We start from the raw sequence: 18372 nt of genomic DNA on the forward strand, positions 1-18372 counted from the left end.
TTGTTGGTTAGAAGAAAAGTTGTCATGTTTATCCTTAGTCATTCTGATAAGATTAGTTAACTTTAAATGACCTTACTAAGTCAAGAAAAAATTTAGGAAATTAAATGAGATTTGATTTGCATAGTCACACAACAGCTTCTGATGGCGGTTTAACGCCAGAGGAGTTGGTGATGCGCGCCGAGAACATGCAAGTCGAAATGCTAGCGATCACCGATCACGATACGACTGATGGCATTGCTGCTGCCCAAGCTCAGGCCAAACATTTAGAGCTGATCGCTGGAACCGAAATTTCCACTGCTTGGCATGCTTTCGATATTCATATTGTTGGCTTGAATATCGATATTACGAATCCTGTTCTACAACAGCAGTTGCTGGTGCAGCGGGAAAAGCGTGAAATTAGAGCAATTGAAATGGGGAAACGCCTCGCAAAGGCGGGGATTGAGCAAGTATATGAGCAAGCTAAAGTGCTGTCTGGTAAGGCACCAATTACTCGATCTCATTTTGCTCGAGTGTTAGTGGAGCGGGGACTGGCGAGTAATTTTAATAAGGTCTTCGACAAATATCTACGTCGTGGAAATATCGGTTATGTACCGAATAATTGGATGAGTATTGCAGAGGCGGTCCAACTTATCCATCAAGCCGGTGGCGTCGCGGTATTGGCGCATCCAACCCATTATGATTTGTCGAATAAGTGGATCCGAAAACTGATCGCTGAGTTTGCCGATGTGGAGGGGGACGGTATAGAAGTGGCGATGCCACAGATGTCGAAAGATCAAATGGCATGGTTGGCTGACTTAGCTGAACAACATCACTTAAGTTCTTCTCAAGGCTCTGATTTTCATCATCCTTCTACTTGGCGTGAGTTGGCTCGGGGGTTACACTTACCAGAGAAGTGTCAACCGATTTGGTTACGTTGGCAAACAAAGTAATTCCCACTCCGGCCATTCAGTAAAAGTAAAATGTGCGAAAACAATGACGTGAACGAAGTACTCACTGTAATCACTCGTTACTTAAAGCGTTTATTTTTAGTTGTTTACAGCTTTAGCCTGCACTCTGTGGCTGGAAGGAATATAATAGCGATGATTCTTCAAGACGCTCGAGAGCGCAGGAATAGTTATGAGTCAATTTTTCTATGTTCACCCGGATAACCCACAACAGCGTTTAATGAACCAAGCTGCAGGGTTGATCAAAAGTGGGGGGGTTGTGATTTACCCCACCGATTCAGGATATGCCATTGGTTGCCATATTGGTGATAAAGCGGCATTAGAACGAATATGTAGGATCCGTCAACTGGATAAAAATCATCATTTTACCTTGATGTGTCGTGACCTATCTGAATTATCTGAATATGCTCGTGTCGGGAATCTTGCCTATCGTTTATTACGCAATAATACACCGGGAGCCTACACCTTTATTTTTAAAGGAACCAAGGAGGTACCAAGGCGTTTGCTTAATCCTAAGCGCAAAACCATCGGTATTCGGGTTCCTAACGATAAGATCGCACTTGCAATGCTAGAAGCCTTAGGCGAACCCTTGATGTCCTGTAGTCTTATTTTACCTGGGAACGATTACACCGAATCCGATCCTGAACAAATTCGCGATACGCTTGAACACCATGTCGATCTTATTATTAATGGTGGATATTTGGGTGAGCAGCCGACCACAGTGATTGATTTGTCGGAAGATAGTATGGAAATCATCCGCAGAGGTTCGGGCGATACCGCCCCTTTTGAGTAATGTTAGATAAGGCCTCTCCAACTCAGCAATTAACTTTAGCAAGCGTGAACGGTGAGCCTTGGTTAAATATTCCCAATGATTTATTTATACCTCCAGATGCAATGGAGGTTATTTTAGAGAATTTCGAAGGACCCCTCGACTTACTATTATACCTGATCCGTAAGCAGAAATTAGATATCGAACGTCTTCCTGTGCTCGCGATTACGCAGCAATACATGGAATATATGGAAGCAATGCGGCAGCTAAAACTTGAGCTTGCAGCGGAATACTTGGTGATGGCGGCCTTACTGACGGAAATTAAGTCTCGCTGCTTATTGCCAGTGCAAGAACATGAACAAGCTGAAGATGATCCGAGAGCTGAATTGATCCGGCGTTTACAAGAATATGAGTTGTATAAAAATGCGAGTGACAGGCTGGATGAGTTACCACGTGAGCAGCGCGATATTTTTTTAGCCTCGGTTGCTAAGCCTGCAGAGTTGCCTGTTAAGTTAATTTATCCTGAAGTGGCTATGGATGAGCTCATTGAAGCGATGCGTCGCATTGTACAGCGAGTTAGTAATTTTGAGCATCATGAAATTAAAAGAGAAAAACTATCTACTCGGCAGCGAATGAGTGATATTTTGGCGCGCTTGCAACAGCATCAATTTGTTGAATTTACCCAGCTATTTAGCCAGAGTGAAGGTCGTAGCGGCTTGGTCGTTAGCTTCTTAGCGATTTTAGAACTCATTAAGGAAGGCTACATCAAGTGTGTGCAGAGTCAGCCCTTAATGCCGATTCAAGTTATTTTGGTGAATGAGATGCGTGATTAACTATGTCTGCAAAACCAAATCTCGTCAAACTGGTGGAAGCGGCATTATTTGTTGCCGCTCGACCATTGAGTGTTAAAGAACTACAAGCCAGTGTGTTAGCTGATGTGGGACTTGCTCGTGCTCAAGTGAATATGATTTTGGAAGAATTGAGCTTGCGTTATCAAGATTCGGGAATTGAGCTGATAGAAACTGCTAGTGGTTACCAGTTTCGTGCGCGCCAAGAATTTGCTCCTCAATTAGCTAATTTATGGGCGGAGAAAGCGCCTAAATTTAGCCGAGCACTGTTAGAAACCTTGACGTTGATTGCTTATCGGCAGCCCTTGACTCGTGGTGAGATTGAGGCCATACGCGGGGTTGCGGTGAGTAGCCATATTATTAGCGTGCTCAAAGATAGAGGCTGGATCCGAGTGGTTGGTCACAAAGAAGTTCCGGGCAGACCTAGTCTACTGGCCACTACAACCGCCTTTCTTGATTATTTTGGTTTGAAAGATTTGACTGATTTGCCAGAATTAGATCAATCTTTACTTGAAAAACTGCCGCAAGACTTTCAGACTTAGCGCACTTTACCATCCGGATAAGAAATATGAGTGAAAAACTTCAAAAAGTCCTGGCTCGCAGCGGTCTGGGCTCACGTCGTGAGATGGAAGCTGTTATTGATGCAGGCAGAGTGAGTGTTAACGGGGTTAAGGCGAAGTTAGGCGATCGCATTGAAGAAGGCGCAGAGGTTCGAGTTGATGGCCACTCAGTGCAGATTCAAAAGGTTGAAGATACCATTTGTCGTGTGCTTGCCTACCACAAGTCGGAAGGCGAAATCTGTTCCAGAAATGATCCCGAGGGGCGTGAAACGGTGTTTGAACGTTTGCCGCGGCTACAAAATGGCCGTTGGATTGCGGTGGGACGTTTGGATATTAATACCTCTGGTTTGTTGTTGTTTACGACCGATGGAGAGTTGGCGAATCGTTTAATGCATCCGAGTTTCGAAGTTGAGCGAGAATATGCGGTACGGGTATTTGGCGATGTTGATGATGCGATGATCCATCGCTTGCGCAGTGGTGTTGAGCTGGAAGATGGTAAGGCGACTTTTACCACGGTAAGGCGCCAAGGCGGTGAGGGGATTAACCAATGGTACTCGGTCACCCTAAGCGAAGGTCGTAACCGTGAAGTGCGACGGATGTGGGAGTCTCAAGGTGTACAAGTGAGTCGCCTGATCCGAGTTCGCTATGGTTTATTGCCGTTACCGAAAGGACTACCACGCAGTGGCTGGCAAGAAATGCCATTAGAACAAGTGAACTATTTACGTCAATTGGTTCAACTAAATAAAGAAGATAATACCGTGATTAAAGTTGCTGATCGCGTCCGCAGTACTCAACGTATCAGAAAGTCGGTTCGTAAACATCGCACCAGAACCCAAGGTCAAGCGGCTAAACGTAGACGTTTGAAGTAGTAAAAAGCCCGCTCACTGAGCGGGCTTTTTTGTTCTGTAGTTTATCAATGAGTTGTGATTCTAATTTGCAAAAACGGGCCCTGCGCCAGTGGACCACAGAATGACCGTTGCGATGAGAACCGATACTAGAACGACTAAGCCAACCGTGACCAAGCTACTCGCATAGATAAATCCGCGCTCTTCTGGGATATGCATAATAATCGGAACCCCAGTGTAAAGCAGGTAGATCGAATAAGTGAGGCCAACTAAGCCTGCCACCATCACAAACCATGGCTCAGGGTACAGGCCGGCGAAACCCACCATGAAAATAGGAGTAGCGACATAGGCCGATAACTCTAAGGTTTGCTGGTAAGTGGTGTCGGCATTAAAAGTCTTTGCCATCCATTGTGCAGCTAAAGCTAAGCACAGGACACTCGTCACGAGGGCTGCATACATCGCCAGGGACATAAAGATGGCACTTTCGCTGGTTAGAGAAAAACTATTTGTGCCAACTTTCCAACCAATATGCACCGTGGAAAAGTAGCCACAGATTGCTGGAATGAGGGCCATCAATAGCAAATGAGATAAACTGGCTCCAATTCCTTCATGGTGTTTGTCGATGTCTCGCCATTCTTCTTTGGTATGTGAAGCCAAGCCCCATACATGACTAAATAACATATGTTCACCCTCAGTGGTTAACAAGTTTGCAACATTTACTATTAAGTTATGCGCGAAGTCTGTGAAGTCGTCAAGTCATATTATCTCTTTCTGTATAAATATTGTTCTTTAGTTTTTTTGTGCGCTAGGCTTCAAATCACTTAATGCAGGGGGGATGACATCATCAATCAGACAGACGTTTGTTATTCGATTTGTCTAACCGCATTTGAATTCACGAGAATGACCTAAAAATTTATACAGACGAGTGAAAGATTAGATTTGAAGCGTTGCTTGAGAAAGACGCTGTTTATGCGTGGTTCACGCACTGCATCGTAGTGATAACAAGGGTTTAGCTTAAACTAAAATTGACCGTGAAAGATTAAGTTTCGCGCGATACTTAATCTTTGTGGGTAGGCGTGGCATTGCGGCAAGATATTAGTCTAGTTTCAGTTGCTGATGCTGTTGCGCTGAACTCAGATCCAAGCCATGTGAGTCGATTCGTAATACACTCATCTGCTGGTACCAATCGCCTAATACAACGCGATACATGGTTGAGGTGGTGCCCAACTTGATTTGATGGATGTCTGGGCGGTGGGTATGCCCATGGATCATATAATCAATCTGACGCTGTTTAAAACGTTGCTCCACTTCTCCTTGGTTTACATCCATGATACCGAGTGATTTACTTTTGTTGGCTTGTTTACTTTTGCTACGAATTTTATTGGCAAGAATTTGCCGAATAAATAGCGGAAGTAACAAAAATAGACGTCTTAGCCAGCGCTTTTGGGTGATCGCTCGATATTCTTGGTAGCCCTGATCGTCGGTACACAAAGTATCACCATGCAGGATCAGCACCTTTTTACCATATAAGTCGATGACTTCTTCTTCTTCAAGTAGGATCATTCGACAACGTCGCGCATAATCCTTGCCAACCATAAAATCTCGGTTGCCATGAATAAAGTAAGTCGGAACGCCTTGTTCTGCCAAAGCAAGCAGTGCTTGCTCTACTTGCAGAGCAACCGGTGTTTGATCGTCGTCGCCAATCCAAAACTCGAATAAATCGCCAAGAATATATAAGGCGTCTGCTTGAGGGGCTTGTTGTTCAATAAACTCAATAAAGGCCCGAATAATATCGGGCCGCTGTTCACTGAGATGTAAATCAGAGATGAAATAGGTGAGCACTTAGCGCTTATTCCGCAACGCTGACCGAAGTGATGAGCACTTCTTCTAAGGGGACATCGGCATGCACATAACCAAAGTTGCCAGTGTCTACGCCTTTGATTTTATTTACAACATCCATTCCTTCTATCACTTCAGCAAATACGCAGTAACCCCAACCTTCGCTGGTTTCGCTTTTAAAGTCGAGGAAGGCATTGTCATTTACGTTGATAAAAAACTGTGCTGATGCCGAATGAGGCTCCATGGTTCGAGCCATCGCGAGGGTGCCAGTTTTGTTGGATAAACCATTGTTCGCTTCATTTTTAATCGGCGCTTTAGTGGTTTTTTCTTCCATACCTGAAGCGAAGCCACCGCCTTGCACCATAAAGCCATCGATGACGCGGTGAAAAATAGTGTCGTTATAAAAACCTTCTTTAGCATAGGCCAAAAAGTTTGCCGTGGTTTTAGGGGCTTCACTTTCGAATAGCTTAATGACTATGTCGCCAAAATTAGTGTGTAAAGTAACCATTATTTTACCTTTTTATCGTTAGTGCCCCGATTCTAAACCTTCGTTGGCTTAGTGACTAGTCGTCGCGCTTAATTCGGCTGTTTTTCCTAGGCGGCAATGATAGAATGTGACTCTTTATCGACAGTTAGTAAATGGAACAGGAAATAATATAGATGTTACAGATATACAATACCTTGACGCGTAAAAAACAGGCCTTCAAACCTTTGATTGAAGGGAAGGTTGGTATGTATGTTTGTGGCGTTACCATTTACGATTATTGTCACATTGGACACGCGCGTACTTTTGTGGCTTTCGATACAGTGGCTCGTTATTTACGCTGGTCTGGTTTCGAGCTTAATTTCGTTCGTAATATTACTGACGTTGATGACAAAATCATTAATCGCGCAGCGGAAAATGGCGAAAGTTGTGAAGCCCTAACGGAACGTTTTACGACCGCCATGCATGCCGATTTTGACGCACTAAATATGCTGCGTCCCGATGTAGAACCTCGGGTAACTACGCATATGCCTGAGATTATCGATGTTATTGAAAAGTTAATTGCCAATGGTCATGCCTATGTGGCAGAGAGTGGCGATGTACTGTTTGAAGTGAATAGCTTTGCAGATTATGGCAAGTTGAGCCTACAAAATTTGGATATGTTACAAGCCGGCGCACGGGTGGAAGTGGGAGAAGATAAGCGTAACCCGCTTGATTTTGTGTTATGGAAGAGCGCTAAGCCTGGTGAGCCGATGTGGGATTCTCCGTGGGGGAAAGGCCGCCCCGGTTGGCATATCGAGTGTTCGGCGATGAACATGAAGCATCTCGGCGAAGTCTTTGATATTCATGGCGGCGGCTCCGATTTGGCCTTTCCTCATCATGAAAATGAAATCGCTCAGTCCTGCTGTGCTCACGGTACCCACTATGTGAATTACTGGATGCATTCAGGGATGGTGCAGGTCAACAAAGAGAAAATGTCTAAATCTTTGGGGAATTTCTTTACTATTAAAGATGTACTTGAAGTTTACGACCCAGAAACCGTGCGTTATTTCTTATTGTCTGGACACTATCGAAGTCAGCTCAATTATTCGGAAGATAACTTAAAGCAGTCGCGTTCCGCATTAGAGCGTTTATATACGGCGCTACGTCATGTAGAGCTAAAGCCAATTGATGATGCACTTGCAGAGGCTTACCGTAGTCAGTTTAAAGCGGCTATGGATGATGACTTTAATACGCCAGAAGCGCTTCCGGTATTATTTGAATTGGCTAAAGATGTGAACCGTTTAAAAGACAGCGATAGTGAGTTGGCTGGACAGTATGCGAGTTTGCTACTCGAGTTAAGTGGCGTGTTGGGTATTCTAGGCCAGGACGTAGAGAGTTTTTTACAGGGTGAGCATGATAGCGAAGTTGCTGAAATCGAGGCATTAATTGTCGCGCGTAATCAGGCTCGTAATCATAAGGACTGGGCGGCTGCAGATGTCGCTCGCGCTCGTCTCACAGAGATGGGAATTGTACTTGAAGATGGTGCTTCTGGGACGACGTGGCGAAGAGCTTAGTTGTAGAACAGTTTATTGATTATCATTAAAAAGGCGGCTTGACCGCCTTTTTTATAACTTATATTTTTTCAATAACTGTTGGTATTGGGGGCTTGCTGTCACTCGAGTTAAAGCGTGCTGAAAGCGTTCTAAGTAGCTCGGATCTGTGCCGAGACTGAAGGCATAACAGCCTTCGAGCGTACCGAGTTGAAAGATCGATTCAAATAACTCCTCATCATAACCCAATGCTTTGGCTGTTTGTGCGATGACTTCTGGCTCCGAGGCGATTACATCCACGCGCCGACGAATGAGCAGACGTAGCGATTTCTCAAAGTCGGCAGTAAATATAATTTGTTCTGGCGTGATCCCCTGACTGAGTAATAGTTGCTCGCCTACGCTGGCTTTCATCGCGCCAAATAATAAGGGTGGGGGCGGCGCTAGGTGAGTGATTTTAATTGACCGAGATCTTAAGGCGACCAGTTCGATTTTTGAGCGGGTAATTGGACATGCCCAATGAAACAGAGTTTCACGTCTAGGACTACGCATGGTTAAGAATAAAGCCATATTGGGTCGATGCTGAAGCAAATAATAGGCTTTTTCCCAAGTTTGTAGCTTGATAGCTTGAGGCGCTTGTCCCATTTCTTGCCATACGAGTTTTATTAGCTCAACTGAAAGCCCAGTTAAATGGGCATTCTCTACATAATTGTATGGGCGCAGATTTTCCGTTACGAAGGAGATGGGCTCTGCGCGGCAGTGAAGAGAGAGAGCCAAGCTAAGTGCAACTAAATAACGGGCTAACATAAACTATCTCAAAGATTACTCTTTATAAAACTAGCTTAAGTATGTCGTTACCGTCTAAAAAAAGGCGAATACTGAGAGTTAGTACTCGCCTTTAACGACTACAGATCGTGAAATTGTTCACAAGCCTCAAGAGTATTCTCAATTAAAGTTGCAACGGTCATTGGCCCAACACCTCCAGGTACAGGAGTAATGAATGCTGCGTGTTGGCGAGCCACTTCGTATTCTACGTCACCAGCAAGTTTGCCGTTGTTTAAGCGATTAATGCCTACATCGATCACCATTGCACCGGGTTTAATCCATTCTCCAGGAATAAACTGTGGCTTACCTACCGCCACGATGACTAAGTCAGCCCGACGAACATGGGCTTCTAAGTCTTTGGTAAAGCGGTGGCAAGTGGTGGTGGTACAGCCTGCTAATAGTAGCTCAAGAGTCATTGGCCGTCCGACGATATTAGAAGCCCCAACAACAACCGCTTCTAAGCCATAGGGACTAACGCCTGTGGACTCAATCAACGTTATAATGCCTTTCGGAGTACAAGGGCGTAGTGCTGGAATTCGTTGCGCCAATCGACCAATGTTGTATGGGTGGAAGCCATCAACATCTTTATCGGGGCGGATCCGCTCAATTACTTTTGTTTCCTCGATACCTTCTGGTAATGGTAACTGAACTAAAATGCCATCAATGAGAGGGTCTTCGTTGAGCGCGTCGATTTCAGCGAGCAAGGTTTGCTCGTCCGTATTATCGTCGAGGTCGATCGATTTTGATATAAAGCCAACCGCTTCACATACCCGACGTTTACTGCCGACGTAAACTTGCGAAGCAGGATTGTCGCCCACCAAAATAACCGCTAAACCTGGCGGGCGTTTTCCTTCACTGATCCGTTGCTTTACTCGCTCCGCAACCCGATCTTGAACTTGTAAGGCAATTTTTTTTCCATCAATTATTTGTGCAGACATCGATTCTTCTTTAACTAGTGATTGACGATTCTAGATGGCGCTATTTTGGCATGTTAGATAGATAAATGTCAGTGTTTTTTAAGCTAAACGTGGGGCGAGGCTCAATGCCGGAGGCTTTTGTAATTGAATTGGCAACTTAGCCAGTGTGAAAGCTGGCCAAGTTGCGCTATGGAAGGCTTAGGCTGCAACCCAGAGTAATGTTATTGAATTGGCAACTTAGTAGCCAGTGTGAAAGCTGGCTAAGTTGCGCTATGGAAGGCTTAGGCTGCAACCCAGAGTAATACGGCGATGATTTGGGGCGATAAGATCCGTAAACACATCACTAAGGGGTAGACAGTGGCATAGGCTAAGGCTGAGGCGCCTGAAGTACTATGAATTGAGTTCGCAAAAGCGAGTGCTGGTGGATCGGTCATAGAGCCAGCCATTAAGCCACATAAGCTTAAATAATTGAGCTTTACCAGATAGCGCCCAATCAGGCCAATGGTTAGTAGCGGAATTAAAGTGATAAAGGCACCATAAAACATCCAAGTGAGGCCGTCACCATCGAGTAGGGTTTCAATGAAGTTAGCGCCAGAGTTAATACCAACTACGGCTAAAAATAATACAATGCCAATTTCTCTTAGAGCTAAATTTGCACTGGGAGGCATGAACCAATATAGGCGCCCAATACTGCCGATCCGCGCTAGAATTATTGCCACAATGAGCGGACCACCAGCTAGACCTAGTTTTAATGGTGCGGGGAGGCTAGGGATTGCTAATGGCAATGATCCTAGCAACACCCCTAAGCCGATGCCAATGAAAATGGGTAACATTTGTACTTGCTGTAGTTTACTGCGCAGATTTCCTAAACTCGTGGCGACCTTATCGACATCTTCTGAAGGGCCGACAATATTAAGAATATCGCCAAATTGTAAGATAGAATCTTTGTTGGCCACCAGTTCGACACCTGCGCGATGCAGGCGCGAAACCACCACATTAAAATTATTCTTAAAGTCGAGTTCACTAAGCTTTTTACCCAGAAGGCGTTCTTCTGTCACCACGACTCGTTCACTGCGTAACAATGTGCCCTTGGTCGATAATGACTCGTTAATTTCTTCACCGATAATGATTGTTGCTTGTTCTAATTGTGTTCGATTTGGTCCGACGAGATGTAAGTAGTCACCTTTATGCATCAACATATCAGGGCTAGGGACTTTCAATTCGCCATTACTTTTTACCCGGGAACAGATGAGTTCGTCGCCGATTAATTTATTGAGTTGGGAGAAAGCCAAACCATCAAGGTTTGGATTTTGGATGATGACGTTGATGTCTTGTAAGCTTTTCTTCTTCTTGCCTTTGGCGTTATCAAAACGTTCCGCTTCGTTATCTACATTAATTCGAAATACCAAGCGGATGATCGACATCGATAACAGGATCCCCAAAATGCCAAAGGGATAAGCCATTGCATAACCTAAACCGAGCTGAGTGGTTTGCTGGTCGTTCATCCCCAATTCTTGCAAAATTTGCTGACCAGCCGCTAGCGATGGCGTATTGGTGACGGCACCACTATAAATGCCTAGAAAAACATTGAGTGGTAAGTTGAAAATAAAGTGCAGGGATACCGCGGTTATCCCTCCAATGAGCACAATTCCTGCTGCGAGCAAATTGAGTTTTAAGCCGCTTGCTTTTAATGAAGCAAAGAAGCCGGGGCCAACTTGGATACCAATAGTGTAAACAAAAAGAATTAGACCAAATTCTTTAATAAAGTGCAGCGCATGGGGGTCTAAGTGCCAACCAAACTGATTGACGAAATGGCCGACAAATAGCCCACCGAATAAAACACCGCCGATGCCCAAGCCTATACCGCGTATTTTTAGGCCTCCAAACCAGAGACCAATCACGGCAACTGCTGATAAAAGCAAGATGGATAATGCTACTTCGCTCATGTGATTCCTTTCATGCAGTCGTGATAAAATTGTTAACATAACGATAAAAGGCTACAACTTTAATTTGTCACTTCTTTTGACTTGGATTAATAAATCACTATGACATGAAACACTTAGCTTAAAAGTGTCTTTCGCTTCACAGTTTGTAAAGGCGGAGAAGTAATCTTTGTGCCTACCTGTGAAGAAATAGCCTATTTAAGCAGCGGTATATTGCCGAATAGCAACCATTTTGGTTATGCTATAACCAAACGGTAAATATCTCCAAAAAACTGTTTGACGCTGACCATTCAAGTGGGTAGTATTCGCCTCCGTTGAAGGCACAAACAGTGTTGGAATCGAATCGATGATTAGCGCAGCTTGGTAGCGTATCGTCGCGAAGCTCGTTAAGAGTGGGGCCAGAGGATTAGATTCTCTATAATATCAAGGTAATCGGTGATTAGCGCAGCTTGGTAGCGCATCTGGTTTGGGACCAGAGGGTCGGGAGTTCGAATCTCTCATCACCGACCAAATTTTAAAACCTAGTTAGATGACTCGGTTTATTGACGCTAAAGATGCGCCCTTAGCTCATCTGGATAGAGCAACGGCCTTCTAAGCCGTAGGTAGTAGGTTCGAGTCCTACAGGGTGCGCCAATATAGATGCTTTAATTAGCATAAAAGTTTGTGGTGGGTATAGCTCAGTTGGTAGAGCCCCGGATTGTGATTCCGGTTGTCGTGGGTTCAAACCCCATTACTCACCCCATTTATTCGACAACATTACCACAGTGGTGTTGCGAAATAGTTTTGCGGAAGTGGCGGAATTGGTAGACGCGCTAGATTTAGGTTCTAGTATCGCAAGGTGTGAGAGTTCAAGTCTCTCCTTCCGCACCATTATTGGTGTCAGCGTGGGTAACGCTTAAAATTTACCAGAAATTCGGTGATTAGCGCAGCTTGGTAGCGCATCTGGTTTGGGACCAGAGGGTCGGGAGTTCGAATCTCTCATCACCGACCACTACATAAAGCCTCGTCGTAATGACGAGGCTTTTTTGTTTTTGAATTCAGGACCTCCAATTTAATCGCTATTTCATAGCAATCATCAGTGTTTAAAAAGTGTTGTATTGAACGACTGGTTACCGAGCCTACTGGTAAATTGAAGATGACGCTGTTGTTTTAAGTATATATTGGTGAAGGACTTGGAATAGCAGAAAGTGTAATGACATAATTAAAGCTTGCTAGTTGGATGACATTAGCCCAACCTGATTCAGAGTCTCGTCTGTCAAAATCAGTATTAGCATGTGAGCTCTTTGCAGTTAAACCAATAATATATAAGGGCTTACATGACTCGTTTCTTTTATTCTATGTTATGCGTGCGAGTGGGAACTGAGACCACACTTGTTTAGTTCAGACAACCATTTATGGTTGAAACTCTGGAAAAACAAAAACATTCAATTCCATCAATGGCAGGTCAATTCTTTCTTGACTAGGTTTTGGCCCGATTATCCTGAACCTGAGTTGTTGCGAGTCTTTGTACCTTGTTGCGGAAAAAGTTTAGACATGTTGTGGCTAGCTCAGCGTGGTCATCAGGTGGTGGGGGTAGAATTGAGTCCTATCGCGGTTAAAGCTTTCTTCAAACAACATCAATTGCGCCCCGAGATTAAAAATATCGGCGACTTTAGCCTTTGGCAGTGTAACAATATTAGTATTTTTTGCGGCGACTTCTTTAAGCTGACAAAAGCCTTGTTAGGGGAAGTCCATATGGTATTTGATAAGGCTGCGTTAACCGCTTTATCTTCGCCTATACGAAAGCGCTATGCATCGTATATGACAACACTAATCCCTCATCAAGCGGATATATTTTTGCTCACTATTGAAGATTTTTCCAGTCGGCTTGAGCGGGAACAGGCTGCTGATATCGACCAAGAACTGCCACTTATTTTTAAAGACTATTCGATTCGTTTGCAACATGTAGAAGATGAAACTGGAAAAGATGTACCTGCCAATGGTCTTGCTCAGGCTAAGCTTTATCGATTAAAACATCCGCTCTTTAGTATCGACCCCTGATATCGTTCTTTTTAAGTCATTATTATGGGTGAATTTTGCTATGGCCAGCTTGTGAGCATGGAACCTTATGCGTTTACTTTGGGAATATCCGCCCGATTTTTTAGTATCTTTAGGTTTGTTTTCAGCATCACTCGTCGAAATTAGATGGATGCTTTTCATTGCATAAATTGGCTTAAGAGGTGCGCGGCTGCAAATATTTAGTGGATATCAAGGATAATATAGCGATCAGTCTCGACCTAAGCCTAAACCACCGCTATAATGCGGCGTTTTGAAATTATGGGTCCTTATTATTGAGGACAACGGCCTCGCCACTGCGGGCCGCTATCAACCCATTGTTTACGTAAGTAAATTGTCAGCAGGGTGCTGACTATAGCCGAGGTAATAAAATGCAGGTTTCAGTAGAAACAACTCAGGGCTTGGAGCGTCGTGTTACGATTTCGATTGACGCTGCACAAATCGAACAACAAATTGAGCAAGCGCTTCAAGAAGAATCACGTCGCGCACGTATCGATGGTTTCCGCCCTGGTAAAGTGCCAGTGAGTGTCATCAAAAAACGCTACGGTGCAGCCGTACGTCAAGATGTAACTGGTCAAGCAATGCAGCGTTCATTCTACGAAGCTATCATTCAAGAGAAACTAAACCCAGCTGGAGCGCCAGCTCTTCAACCTGGTGAGACGACTGATGGTGAGTTTAGCTTCACTGCTACTTTTGAAATTTTCCCAGAAGTTGAAGTTAAAGGCTTAGACGCAATCGAAGTTGAGAAGAAAGTTGCACAAGTTAACGATAAAGACGTTGATGCAATGATCGATACTTTGCGTAAGCAACAAGCTGCTTGGAAAGAAACCAAGGGCATGATTAAAAATGAGTTTCGTGTAAACCTAGACTTTTTAGGTAAGATCGACGGTGAAGAGTTCGAAGGCGGCAAAGCAGAAGCTTTTGATCTTGAAATGGGCGCAGGCCGTATGATTCCTGGTTTTGAAGATGGTGTTTTAGGTAAGAAAGTTGGTGACGAGTTTGTTATCGAAGTTAACTTCCCTGAAGATTACCATGCAGAACAACTGAAAGGAAAAGCTGCAACTTTCGATATTAAAGTAAATAAAGTTGAAAAACCTGAACTTGCGGAAGTCAACGAAGAATTTGTTAAGTTGTTCGGGATCGAGTCTGGTGAACTGGATGCGTTAAAAGCTGAGATCCGTAAGAACATGGAGCGCGAGCTAGAGCAAACGCTTAAAACGGGTGTGAAAGAGCAAGTTATTTCTGGTTTGTTAGAGCAAAACCCAATTGAAGTTCCTGCTGCACTGGTTTCTCAAGAAGTAGAGCAATTACGTAAGCAAGCCATGCAACGTTTTGGTGAAAATGCACAAAATGCGCCAGAGCTTCCGGATGAGTTGTTCACAGAGCAAGCACAACGCCGAGTGAGTACTGGTCTGTTATTAGGTGAGTTAATTAAGGTTAACGAACTGAAAGCTGATGATGAAAAAGTGAAAGCACATATCGCTTCTTTTGCCTCTGCGTACGAAGATCCAACAGAGGTTTTAGAGTACTATGCTAAGAACGAAGAGTTAATGAACAACATTCGTAATGTAGTATTAGAAGAGCAAGCGATTGAATTTGTACTTGAACAAGCTAAAGTAACTGAAAATGAAGTCGCTTTTGATGAAATCATGAACAAACAAGGTGCAAACTAAGTTCTAATTTGACTTAAGCACCTTTATCTCGCATATAATGGCTCGTATGTACTACATACGAGCCATTTTTTTAAAGGAAGAGCGCATCAATGTCTAAAGAAGTTAATCAGTCTGCATTCGACCCCATGGCAGCTTTGGTGCCAATGGTTATTGAGCAAACCTCTAAAGGGGAGCGTTCTTATGATATCTATTCTCGCTTATTAAAAGATCGCGTGATCTTTTTAACTGGCCAAGTAGAAGATCACATGGCCAATTTAGTGGTTGCACAGTTGTTGTTCCTCGAGTCAGAAAGTCCAGAAAAAGATATTTTCATTTATATTAATTCACCTGGTGGTTCTATTAGTGCAGGTATGGCCATCTACGATACCATGCAGTTTATTAAGCCTAACATTAGTACCGTGTGTATGGGGATGGCAGCCAGCATGGGAGCATTTTTGTTGGCTGGAGGGGCCAAGGGTAAGCGTTATTGTTTGCCGAATGCTAAGGTGATGATCCACCAACCTCTTGGTGGTTATCAAGGTCAGGCCTCGGATATTGAAATTCATGCAAATGAGATCATCAAAACAAAACGTCGTATGAATGAGTTGTTGGCCGAGCATACTGGGCAAAGTTTTGATACTATCGCTGCAGACACCGATCGCGATAACTATATGACAGCAGAACAAGCCAAAGAATATGGTATCGTCGACGATATCTTTGCGCGTCGTGAATAGGCTATAGTCAATTCTCGGTCTGTTTAGATAAGAACATAGTGAAAATAGCATTCTCAGCAGTTTGATTTACACTGTAATTAAGGGCTGAACTGCTAAATAGTTTGAGGTTAGCGAATGACAGATAAGCGCAAAGGTGATGGAGATAGTAGTAAACTACTGTATTGCTCCTTCTGCGGTAAAAGCCAGCATGAAGTGAGAAAGCTGATTGCCGGGCCTTCCGTTTATATTTGTGACGAATGTGTTGAATTATGTAATGACATTATTCGAGAAGAAATAAAAGAGATATCGCCGAAGAAAGAGGGTGATTCACTACCGGTTCCTAAGGAAATTAGAGCTCATCTTGACGACTATGTAATTGGTCAAGACCATGCGAAAAAAGTACTGGCGGTGGCGGTATATAATCACTACAAACGTTTACGTAATGGTGATGTCGCAGACGGTATTGAGCTTGGTAAAAGCAACATCTTGCTGATTGGTCCAACTGGTAGTGGTAAAACATTATTAGCGGAAACTTTGGCTCGTTTGTTGGATGTACCATTTACGATGGCTGACGCAACCACCTTAACCGAAGCCGGTTATGTTGGGGAAGATGTTGAAAATATTATCCAAAAATTGCTGCAAAAATGTGATTACGACGTTGAAAAAGCGCAACGTGGGATAGTGTACATTGATGAAATTGATAAGATTTCACGTAAGTCGGATAACCCATCAATTACTCGTGATGTATCTGGTGAAGGTGTACAACAAGCCTTGCTTAAGTTGATCGAAGGCACTGTTGCTTCGGTTCCTCCGCAAGGTGGCCGAAAACATCCACAACAAGAGTTTTTGCAGGTAGACACCTCTAAGATTTTGTTTATTTGTGGTGGTGCGTTTGCTGGCTTAGATAAGGTGATTGAACAACGTGCTTCAACGGGTACCGGAATTGGTTTTGGAGCTGAAGTTAAAGGCGAAGCCGATAAACGCTCATTAAGTGAAACCTTCTCTAAAGTTGAGCCTGAAGATTTAGTCAAGTATGGTCTTATCCCCGAGTTTATTGGTCGTTTACCTGTGGTAGCTACCTTGACAGAGCTCGATCAAGAGGCTTTGATTCAGATCTTAAGCGAACCGAAGAATGCACTGACTAAACAGTATGGTGCTTTGTTTAAGTTGGAAGATGTTGAGCTGGAGTTTCGCGAAGACGCGTTACGAGCTATCGCTAATAAAGCGATGGAACGTAAAACAGGGGCTCGTGGCCTGCGCTCCATTGTTGAAGCCGTATTGCTGAATACTATGTATGATTTACCTTCGATTGATAATATCTCTAAGGTAGTGATTGATCAAACGGTGATCCAAGGTGAAAGCGATCCGATTTTGATCTACAGCAATGAAGATAAAGCAGCTAGCGCCGATTAATTCTGTGAGTCAACTTAAAATCTAAAAGCCAATCTTATGATTGGCTTTTTTTATGCCTAAATTGGTTGGTGATTAGTTTTTTTTTGCCAAATGAGTAGTAGGTTATGGCTAGGCATTTCAATTTTTTGTCGCAAAGTCATCGCAACGGTACTTGCCCACTGTTGCAGTTGCTCTAAGTCTCTCAAGCCTCCATAGCCCGCTTGTAGTAATTGGCGATCAAATGCTCGGTTGCTTTCGCTAGAATACTCTGCTGCTTGTTTAAAAGGACCATAATGAAAAAAGTGGCCCTGTTCGGGGAGGTATTGCCCGATGGCCAGATACATAGTTTTAACTACACGTTCTGTCATAATATGCGCAGTATTGGCTGTGTATACCGCATCCACGTCGCAGGGCCAAGAGTCTTCACCAACTTGATAACTTAGTGGCTTGGGTTGTTGAGTGAGTTGCATATGTTGCCGCCAGTAGTTAATGGCAGCAAGGTTAGGTTGTAGATCCGAGCACTGCCATATCAGGTGAGGACAGGCCGCAGCAAAGTGGGCTGCATGTTGGCCAGTACCAGACCCAATCTCTAGTATTGAATTATGGTGCTTGAGCCATGGTAATAGTTGCGCCAATATGGCTTGTTTGTTGTTCTCTGCCGCTTGGCTAAAAAAAGTCGCTGGATGTTGTTTACGGTTCATTGGGATGCTTATGTAAATAGGCTTGTTTGGCTAAGTTCTGCTTTTGAGTATTGTTTTTCATCGCAACTTTGTAATGCAAACCTGTTTTCGCGAGCATATGCGCGGCTACGGGGGCGGTGATTAATAAGAACATAGAAATTAACAGTTCTTTAAAACTCGGGTAGCTCTGCTCAATCCAAAAGAATAATAACGAAGCGAGTAGAATACAGCCGACACCTAGTGTACTTGCTTTGGTGGGGGCATGTAAGCGAGTAAAAAAATCAGGAAATTTGGCTAAACCAATTGAGCCGATTAACATAACGATCGCGCCCAATAGCACCAGTAAACTAATAATCATTTCTAGAAATATAGTCATA

The 18372-nt window shown here is 43.8% G+C and carries 18 protein-coding genes and 5 tRNA genes; 15 read left to right on the forward strand and 8 right to left on the reverse strand.

Annotated elements, in window-relative coordinates; all coding sequences use genetic code 11:
- The first annotated feature begins 104 nt into the window (after positions 1 to 104).
- From rnm to rluB, 5 genes are all read left to right on the forward strand, one after another.
- Positions 105 to 929, forward strand: a complete 825-nt coding sequence (rnm, locus tag ACRRS0_RS07525; protein ID WP_432453816.1) for an RNase RNM — start codon at positions 105 to 107, stop codon at positions 927 to 929.
- A gap of 187 nt (positions 930 to 1116) precedes the next feature.
- On the forward strand, positions 1117 to 1737 hold the full coding sequence (locus ACRRS0_RS07530) for an L-threonylcarbamoyladenylate synthase (RefSeq protein WP_432453815.1): 621 nt from the start codon (positions 1117 to 1119) through the stop codon (positions 1735 to 1737).
- Complete coding sequence (locus ACRRS0_RS07535; protein WP_432453814.1) at positions 1737 to 2546, forward strand: segregation and condensation protein A; 810 nt, start codon at positions 1737 to 1739, stop codon at positions 2544 to 2546. The genes ACRRS0_RS07530 and ACRRS0_RS07535 overlap by 1 nt, the downstream gene beginning before the upstream one ends.
- Before the next feature lie 2 nt (positions 2547 to 2548).
- Positions 2549 to 3103, forward strand: coding sequence for an SMC-Scp complex subunit ScpB (gene scpB, locus ACRRS0_RS07540; protein WP_432453813.1), 555 nt, complete (start codon positions 2549 to 2551; stop codon positions 3101 to 3103).
- Positions 3104 to 3129: 26 nt separating this feature from the next.
- A complete protein-coding gene (gene rluB, locus ACRRS0_RS07545; protein WP_432453812.1) occupies positions 3130 to 3990 on the forward strand; it encodes a 23S rRNA pseudouridine(2605) synthase RluB in 861 nt (286 codons plus the stop codon).
- Positions 3991 to 4050: 60 nt separating this feature from the next.
- Here the strand turns inward: rluB and ACRRS0_RS07550 are convergent, their stop codons facing one another.
- The 3 genes from ACRRS0_RS07550 to ACRRS0_RS07560 form a co-directional block, all read right to left on the reverse strand.
- Positions 4051 to 4647, reverse strand: coding sequence for a Yip1 family protein (locus ACRRS0_RS07550; protein ID WP_432453811.1), 597 nt, complete (start codon positions 4645 to 4647; stop codon positions 4051 to 4053).
- A gap of 414 nt (positions 4648 to 5061) precedes the next feature.
- A complete protein-coding gene (gene lpxH / locus ACRRS0_RS07555) occupies positions 5062 to 5808 on the reverse strand; it encodes a UDP-2,3-diacylglucosamine diphosphatase (RefSeq protein WP_432453810.1) in 747 nt (248 codons plus the stop codon).
- A gap of 7 nt (positions 5809 to 5815) precedes the next feature.
- Positions 5816 to 6313, reverse strand: a complete 498-nt coding sequence (locus tag ACRRS0_RS07560) for a peptidylprolyl isomerase (RefSeq protein ID WP_432453809.1) — start codon at positions 6311 to 6313, stop codon at positions 5816 to 5818.
- A gap of 152 nt (positions 6314 to 6465) precedes the next feature.
- On the opposite strand from ACRRS0_RS07560, the gene cysS reads away from it, so the two are divergent.
- Positions 6466 to 7845 carry a cysteine--tRNA ligase gene (cysS, locus tag ACRRS0_RS07565; protein ID WP_432453808.1) on the forward strand — a complete coding sequence of 460 codons (1380 nt, stop codon included), beginning with the start codon at positions 6466 to 6468 and terminating at the stop codon, positions 7843 to 7845.
- A gap of 51 nt (positions 7846 to 7896) precedes the next feature.
- Here cysS and ACRRS0_RS07570 read toward each other — a convergent pair whose 3' ends face one another.
- The 3 genes from ACRRS0_RS07570 to ACRRS0_RS07580 form a co-directional block, all read right to left on the reverse strand.
- Positions 7897 to 8625 carry a substrate-binding periplasmic protein gene (locus ACRRS0_RS07570; protein ID WP_432453807.1) on the reverse strand — a complete coding sequence of 243 codons (729 nt, stop codon included), beginning with the start codon at positions 8623 to 8625 and terminating at the stop codon, positions 7897 to 7899.
- Positions 8626 to 8723: 98 nt separating this feature from the next.
- Positions 8724 to 9581 carry a bifunctional methylenetetrahydrofolate dehydrogenase/methenyltetrahydrofolate cyclohydrolase FolD gene (gene folD / locus ACRRS0_RS07575; protein ID WP_432453806.1) on the reverse strand — a complete coding sequence of 286 codons (858 nt, stop codon included), beginning with the start codon at positions 9579 to 9581 and terminating at the stop codon, positions 8724 to 8726.
- Positions 9582 to 9841: 260 nt separating this feature from the next.
- Positions 9842 to 11506 (reverse strand): putative transporter, encoded by a 1665-nt coding sequence (locus ACRRS0_RS07580; RefSeq protein WP_432453805.1) that lies wholly within the window; start codon positions 11504 to 11506, stop codon positions 9842 to 9844.
- Positions 11507 to 11936: 430 nt separating this feature from the next.
- Here ACRRS0_RS07580 and ACRRS0_RS07585 point away from each other — a divergent pair.
- From ACRRS0_RS07585 to clpX, 9 genes are all read left to right on the forward strand, one after another.
- Positions 11937 to 12013: transfer RNA gene (locus tag ACRRS0_RS07585), tRNA-Pro, on the forward strand.
- Between the two features lie 46 nt (positions 12014 to 12059).
- Positions 12060 to 12136 (forward strand) — tRNA-Arg (locus ACRRS0_RS07590).
- 33 nt (positions 12137 to 12169) lie between these two features.
- Positions 12170 to 12245: transfer RNA gene (locus ACRRS0_RS07595), tRNA-His, on the forward strand.
- 43 nt (positions 12246 to 12288) lie between these two features.
- A tRNA-Leu gene (locus ACRRS0_RS07600) sits at positions 12289 to 12373 on the forward strand.
- Between the two features lie 44 nt (positions 12374 to 12417).
- Positions 12418 to 12494: transfer RNA gene (locus ACRRS0_RS07605), tRNA-Pro, on the forward strand.
- A gap of 407 nt (positions 12495 to 12901) precedes the next feature.
- Positions 12902 to 13543 carry a thiopurine S-methyltransferase gene (locus ACRRS0_RS07610; RefSeq protein WP_432461103.1) on the forward strand — a complete coding sequence of 214 codons (642 nt, stop codon included), beginning with the start codon at positions 12902 to 12904 and terminating at the stop codon, positions 13541 to 13543.
- Positions 13544 to 13929: 386 nt separating this feature from the next.
- Complete coding sequence (tig, locus tag ACRRS0_RS07615; RefSeq protein WP_432453803.1) at positions 13930 to 15231, forward strand: trigger factor; 1302 nt, start codon at positions 13930 to 13932, stop codon at positions 15229 to 15231.
- Positions 15232 to 15320: 89 nt separating this feature from the next.
- Complete coding sequence (gene clpP / locus ACRRS0_RS07620; protein WP_432453802.1) at positions 15321 to 15944, forward strand: ATP-dependent Clp endopeptidase proteolytic subunit ClpP; 624 nt, start codon at positions 15321 to 15323, stop codon at positions 15942 to 15944.
- Between the two features lie 114 nt (positions 15945 to 16058).
- Positions 16059 to 17336, forward strand: coding sequence for an ATP-dependent protease ATP-binding subunit ClpX (clpX, locus tag ACRRS0_RS07625; protein ID WP_432453801.1), 1278 nt, complete (start codon positions 16059 to 16061; stop codon positions 17334 to 17336).
- 56 nt (positions 17337 to 17392) lie between these two features.
- Here clpX and ACRRS0_RS07630 read toward each other — a convergent pair whose 3' ends face one another.
- The gene (locus ACRRS0_RS07630; protein WP_432453800.1) at positions 17393 to 18016 is read right to left on the reverse strand and encodes a DUF938 domain-containing protein; all 624 of its coding nucleotides are present in this window, start codon (positions 18014 to 18016) and stop codon (positions 17393 to 17395) included.
- Positions 18006 to 18371, reverse strand: coding sequence for a Na+/H+ antiporter subunit G (locus ACRRS0_RS07635; RefSeq protein ID WP_432453799.1), 366 nt, complete (start codon positions 18369 to 18371; stop codon positions 18006 to 18008). Before ACRRS0_RS07635 ends, ACRRS0_RS07630 begins: the two co-directional genes overlap by 11 nt.
- Between the last annotated feature and the right edge of the window lies 1 nt (position 18372).

The organism is Agarivorans sp. QJM3NY_29 (genome assembly GCF_050870835.2).
Classification (GTDB): domain Bacteria; phylum Pseudomonadota; class Gammaproteobacteria; order Enterobacterales; family Celerinatantimonadaceae; genus Agarivorans.

Bases quoted from the DNA above. Each gene is read 5' to 3' on its own strand.
- ACRRS0_RS07630 (WP_432453800.1), bottom strand. From the start codon at position 18,016: ATGAACCGTAAACAACATCCAGCGACTTTTTTTAGCCAAGCGGCAGAG.
- cysS (WP_432453808.1), top strand. From the start codon at position 6,466: ATGTTACAGATATACAATACCTTGACGCGTAAAAAACAGGCCTTCAAA.
- clpP (WP_432453802.1), top strand. From the start codon at position 15,321: ATGTCTAAAGAAGTTAATCAGTCTGCATTCGACCCCATGGCAGCTTTG.
- ACRRS0_RS07635 (WP_432453799.1), bottom strand. From the start codon at position 18,371: ATGACTATATTTCTAGAAATGATTATTAGTTTACTGGTGCTATTGGGC.
- ACRRS0_RS07550 (WP_432453811.1), bottom strand. From the start codon at position 4,647: ATGTTATTTAGTCATGTATGGGGCTTGGCTTCACATACCAAAGAAGAA.
- scpB (WP_432453813.1), top strand. From the start codon at position 2,549: ATGTCTGCAAAACCAAATCTCGTCAAACTGGTGGAAGCGGCATTATTT.
- ACRRS0_RS07535 (WP_432453814.1), top strand. From the start codon at position 1,737: ATGTTAGATAAGGCCTCTCCAACTCAGCAATTAACTTTAGCAAGCGTG.
- ACRRS0_RS07580 (WP_432453805.1), bottom strand. From the start codon at position 11,506: ATGAGCGAAGTAGCATTATCCATCTTGCTTTTATCAGCAGTTGCCGTG.
- rnm (WP_432453816.1), top strand. From the start codon at position 105: ATGAGATTTGATTTGCATAGTCACACAACAGCTTCTGATGGCGGTTTA.
- tig (WP_432453803.1), top strand. From the start codon at position 13,930: ATGCAGGTTTCAGTAGAAACAACTCAGGGCTTGGAGCGTCGTGTTACG.
- rluB (WP_432453812.1), top strand. From the start codon at position 3,130: ATGAGTGAAAAACTTCAAAAAGTCCTGGCTCGCAGCGGTCTGGGCTCA.
- clpX (WP_432453801.1), top strand. From the start codon at position 16,059: ATGACAGATAAGCGCAAAGGTGATGGAGATAGTAGTAAACTACTGTAT.
- folD (WP_432453806.1), bottom strand. From the start codon at position 9,581: ATGTCTGCACAAATAATTGATGGAAAAAAAATTGCCTTACAAGTTCAA.
- ACRRS0_RS07530 (WP_432453815.1), top strand. From the start codon at position 1,117: ATGAGTCAATTTTTCTATGTTCACCCGGATAACCCACAACAGCGTTTA.
- ACRRS0_RS07570 (WP_432453807.1), bottom strand. From the start codon at position 8,625: ATGTTAGCCCGTTATTTAGTTGCACTTAGCTTGGCTCTCTCTCTTCAC.
- ACRRS0_RS07560 (WP_432453809.1), bottom strand. From the start codon at position 6,313: ATGGTTACTTTACACACTAATTTTGGCGACATAGTCATTAAGCTATTC.